Consider the following 4,372-nt stretch of genomic DNA (forward strand, 5'->3'; position numbering starts at 1 on the left):
GTCATGCCGCTCGTCTCGCAGCACGGCCACGTCCATCGCATCCCGCCTCCCACGTCCGTGACGACCGCGAAGCGCCCCTCTGATGAAGGCGGGACGGGGGATATATGGCACAATTTCGGAAAAATAGCAAGAGGGGATTTTGGGCGGAGAGGACCCGCGGGGAGGAAGCGGTTGGAGTCGTTGGACAACTTTCAATATGGGCGCCGTCGGAATCCAAGCAAATTTGCCACGCTAATGAAGCGGGATACGAAAAATCTGCTTGATCTCGCTCGTGACCGACTCAGTCTTAACGGCCAGCACGCCGATCTGCCAACTAGGCGCAGTCGTCATTTCCCGTGATGCAAGAGACGTCACGACTTCGCATCAGGGGCGCCGCCCCCAACTCTCCACATGCTCAGTTGCTATCGCGCCGTTCGGCCATCAGCAGCGACGATATATGTGGCCGTACCTATGATGCGTCACGCCGTGCCTTTCGCACCGGCGCGGCTTTCACCTCATCCGCGTCCGACCTACCCTCGATCTGCGCCATGATCTGGTCCGGGCTGTCCCGCGTCGCCTGCGACCGGTTGATACTGGTTGCGGGGCATGAGTTCTCGTCAGGTTGACGAGGCCAAACGAAAAGGCGTGCTCGCGGCTACCTCGCTCCCCTACCCTCCCCCAAGAGGTCCTTTCAGGGACGGGAGCGCACTGCCCGGGGGGGCTGATCGAGCCCTAAGCAATTGCCCTGCACCGACGGTCTTGCACCGGGGATGGTTCGAGCGCATTCCGTCACCATCCATTTTCCAAGGACCCGCCATGCTCAAGCTCGCTTTTCCCATCCTGCTCGCCGTCTCCGCCGGGATCAGCCTGGTGGTGCAGCAGGCGCTGAACACCAACCTGCGCGCGGCGCTGGGGTCGGCGGCATGGTCGGGATTCGTCAGCTATCTCGTCGGCGTCGTCTGCATGGCGGTGCTGGCGCTCGCGCTGGGTGACCCGATTCCCTCGGCCAGCGTGCAGGCGCACATCCCCTGGTGGGGCTGGAGCGGCGGCCTGTTCGGCGCGGTCTTCATCGCCTTGGCCATTCTGCTGATCCCGTGGCTCGGGGCTGCGACCTTCTTCGCCCTGCTCGTCACCGGCCAGATGCTGGCCTCGCTCGCCTTCGACCATTTCGGCCTGCTCGGAATTCCCGTGCAGCCGGCGAGCCCGGTGCGCCTGCTGGGCGCAGCGTTCCTGATCCTCGGCGTCGTGCTGGTGCGGATGTAGCCGCCGCTCCTCTTCCGAATCACGCCGTTGCGGGCGCCGCTCGATGATCCAGACGCCGAGCACGGAGGCGAGGATCAGCCCGCCGCCGACCAGCATCAGCGGCGTCGGCCGCTCGCCGAGGAACACGGCGCCGAGCAGCACGGCAATGACGGGATTGACGAAGGTGTAGGTCGCCACCAGCGAGGTCGAGACATTGGCGAGCAGCCAATGATAGGCGGCAAAGCCGACGACCGAGCCCGCGAGCACGAGCCAGGCAACCGCGGCCAGCGCCCGCGCCGACACGCTGGCGGCAACAAAGCCGCCGGCCTCGCCCGCCGCAAGGCTGAGCCCTGACAGCACGAGCCCGCCGAACGTCAGTTGCAGGCCCGCGAGCGCGAGCGACGAGCCGCCGTGGCCAGTGCGGCGCGCGATGACCGTCGCGACCGACCACGACAGCGCCGCCGCCAGGAGATAGACGAGCGGCAGCATCCCCGCCGCGCCACCGTTCAGCCAGCCGATGGCGCCGACGCCGCAAAATCCCGGGATGAGCGCCGCCAGAACCAGCAGCGACGGGCGGCGCCGATCGGGAAGGACATAGTCGATCAGCGTGGTCCAGAACGGGATCGTGGCGAGCATGATGGCCGCGATGCCGGATGCGACCCTCGTCTGCGCCATTGCCAGCACGCCATGGCAGCCGACGAAGAACAGGACGCCACACAGGCCGGCGAGCCGCCAGTCGCGGGCCGCGAGCGCCCGTAATCCTCTGACGTCGAACGCCAGCAGCAGGATTCCGCCGCACAGCGACCGCAGCGCCATCAGCATCAGCGGCGGAAACGATTCGAGACCGGTCGCGATCGCGAAATAGGTCGATCCCCACAGCACGTAGATGGCGGCGAACGCCGCTGTGATGGCAAGGCTTCTCGGCATGGAACGCCTCCACGGTTTGCGGTTGAAGGGTTGCGTCTGACCGGATCAATATCTAACCCTTTATGGGGTTAGACCGTTCCTGGTTTCTCGCGAGAAATGGCCATGCGATTCAGCCATGGTTCCCCGCAGTCGTTCGACCGCGAGGACCCCGCCATCAGATTCGTCAACACGGTCGCGTGGCGCCTGCGGCAACCTTCCGAGGAGCGGCTGCCTTCCGCCGAAACCCTGCTGGCGTGGCTCGCCGCTGCGCGGTTTTGCGACCATCGAACGCTCGACGACTTCAAGGATCAATTCGCACGAAGCCCACGGAAGGCGAGCCGGTTCCTGACCAGGGCGAGGCGCCTGCGCGAGGCGATCTACCAGCTTCTCCTCGCGCGCATCCGCCGCCGCAAACCGCCTGCGACGGCACTGAAGGCGATCGAGGATCATCTCGCCATGAAGACCGGCGGCCTCGCATTGGCGGCTTCGAACGCGAGATTCGACCGGTTGCAGGTCGCCTCGGTCCGCGATGCGGACGCCTTGCTGCAGCCGATCGCCTGGTCGGCGGCCTGCCTCCTGATGAGCCCGCGCGCTGCCCGGCTCAAGCAATGCCAGGACGAGCGCGGCTGCGGCTGGCTGTTCATCGATGAAAGCCGGCTGCAGAACCGGCGCTGGTGCTCGATGGGCGATTGCGGCAATCGCGCCAAGGCGCATCGGCACTATCACCGCAGGGCCGAGGCCGGCGGCACCGGCGCCCGACGCCAAAGCCGTTAGTTAGCGCGCCGCCCTCCCCACAGCAGCGGCAGCACGTGATCGCGGGTCAGCGGCGCGAGCATCAGGGCGAGCGGCAGGTGCGGATCGACCCAGACGATCTCCTCGATCTCGGCCGCGGGCTCGACTTCGGCTGCGATCTCGACGCGGAAGATCTCCGCCTCCACGATTGCGCCGATCTCGTTGGCGGCCGGCGCCGCGTAGCGGCCGAGATAGCTTGGCGCCGCGGGATCGATCGACAGGCCGAGCTCCTCATTGAGCTCGCGGCACAGCGCCAGCGCCGGATGCTCGCCCGGCTCGATCTTGCCGCCCGGCTGCATGAAGGCCGTGGTGCCGCGCTTGCGCACCAGCAGTGTCATGCCGTCGGCGCGGTCGAGGATCGCGGCCGCGATCCGGATGGTTTTCGACGACGTCATCGGCCAAGAATTATCCTGGTGCGGCCGGCCCTGCCAGCCATCGCCAGCGACCGCCAACAGCTCATTTCATCGCCGTCTCCGCCGCGATCACGGTCCGGCCATCGGCGGCCGTGATCGCGAGACGGATGCGATCGGAGCCGGCGCCGGCAGGAGCTGCGACCGAGACCCGGTTGCCATTCCCGGGATCGGCGACCACGGTGTCGTCGAACAGCACCACCTCGCCGCGCTTCAAGGTCACGTGCAGCGGCTCGGCCGGCGCGAAGCTGAAGAATTCAAGATCAACGCCTCCCGCCGCGGCGGCGAGGTCGACCAGCACGTTCTCGTTCGCGGCCGTCACGTTGCGCAGGCCGACGCTCGGGCCATAGGTCTCCATGACCGAGACTTCGCCATGCGCGGGAAAGCTGGCGGCGTGGAAGAACTGGTCCGAGACGCCGGCCCACAATTCGACATAGGGCTGCGCCTCGATCGGAGTCCTCCGGGGATCGCCGGCCTCGGTGAAGGTCGGGAAGCCCCAGGTCCACATCTTCAGCCCGCGCGTGATGTCGTTGTTGGCGATGCGGAAGATGCCCTCGCCGTTGTCGTGATTGATCACGCCCCAGAAGTTACCGCCCTGCATGTCGGGCGCCGCATAGGCGATGCCCATCGAGGGCCAGTTCCTGAAGAAGCGCAGCCGGTCGAAACGGCGCCGGCCGGGGGCCGCGCTTGCATCACCCTCCGCGATGTTGGCCGACCAGGCCGGCGTGGTGTAGGCCGCGACCGGCGCGATGATCTCGGCGCCGGCGGTGCCGCGCGGATGGTCCGGCTCGGACCCCGGCGCCAGGGTCGTGCAGGTCCAGTATTCGTAGTCGATGGTGCGATCGCCCGGGTTCTTCAGCACGACGCGCGCATCGAGCGCGGCGCGGCCGGCCTTCAGCGTCACGACATAAGCGGCCTCGATGCCCGTCGATCCCTTCCTGAATTTCGGCGGCGGAGCCGGAAAGGCAAAATCGTCGGTCAGCGACATCGCGACCGTCACCTCCTCCGCACTCTCCTTCAGCACCTTGAACGCCCACGGCTTC

The 4,372-nt window shown here is 67.0% G+C and carries 4 protein-coding genes and 1 pseudogene; 2 read left to right on the forward strand and 3 right to left on the reverse strand.

Annotation, left to right across the window (positions count from 1 at the left end; genetic code table 11):
• Window positions 1-795: 795 nt before the first annotated feature.
• The gene (locus tag JOY90_RS07700) at window positions 796-1,242 is read left to right on the forward strand and encodes a DMT family transporter (protein ID WP_291690554.1); all 447 of its coding nucleotides are present in this window, start codon (window positions 796-798) and stop codon (window positions 1,240-1,242) included.
• A gap of 63 nt (window positions 1,243-1,305) precedes the next feature.
• Here JOY90_RS07700 and JOY90_RS07705 read toward each other — a convergent pair.
• Window positions 1,306-2,148 (reverse strand): annotated as a pseudogene (locus tag JOY90_RS07705) (EamA family transporter); the annotation flags it as partial.
• A gap of 102 nt (window positions 2,149-2,250) precedes the next feature.
• Here JOY90_RS07705 and JOY90_RS07710 point away from each other — a divergent pair.
• The gene (locus tag JOY90_RS07710) at window positions 2,251-2,901 is read left to right on the forward strand and encodes an ABATE domain-containing protein (RefSeq protein WP_291690551.1); all 651 of its coding nucleotides are present in this window, start codon (window positions 2,251-2,253) and stop codon (window positions 2,899-2,901) included.
• Here JOY90_RS07710 and JOY90_RS07715 read toward each other — a convergent pair.
• Both JOY90_RS07715 and JOY90_RS07720 read right to left on the reverse strand, forming a co-directional pair.
• Entirely contained in the window at window positions 2,898-3,314 is a 417-nt protein-coding gene (locus JOY90_RS07715; protein WP_291690552.1) for an NUDIX domain-containing protein, read from the reverse strand. The two genes, JOY90_RS07710 and JOY90_RS07715, sit on opposite strands and share 4 nt — an antisense overlap.
• A 61-nt stretch (window positions 3,315-3,375) precedes the next feature.
• On the reverse strand, window positions 3,376-4,372 hold a 997-nt coding region (locus tag JOY90_RS07720), incomplete at its 5' end, for a DUF5107 domain-containing protein (RefSeq protein WP_291690553.1).

It is taken from the genome of Bradyrhizobium sp. (assembly GCF_019242285.1).
GTDB lineage: Bacteria > Pseudomonadota > Alphaproteobacteria > Rhizobiales > Xanthobacteraceae > Bradyrhizobium.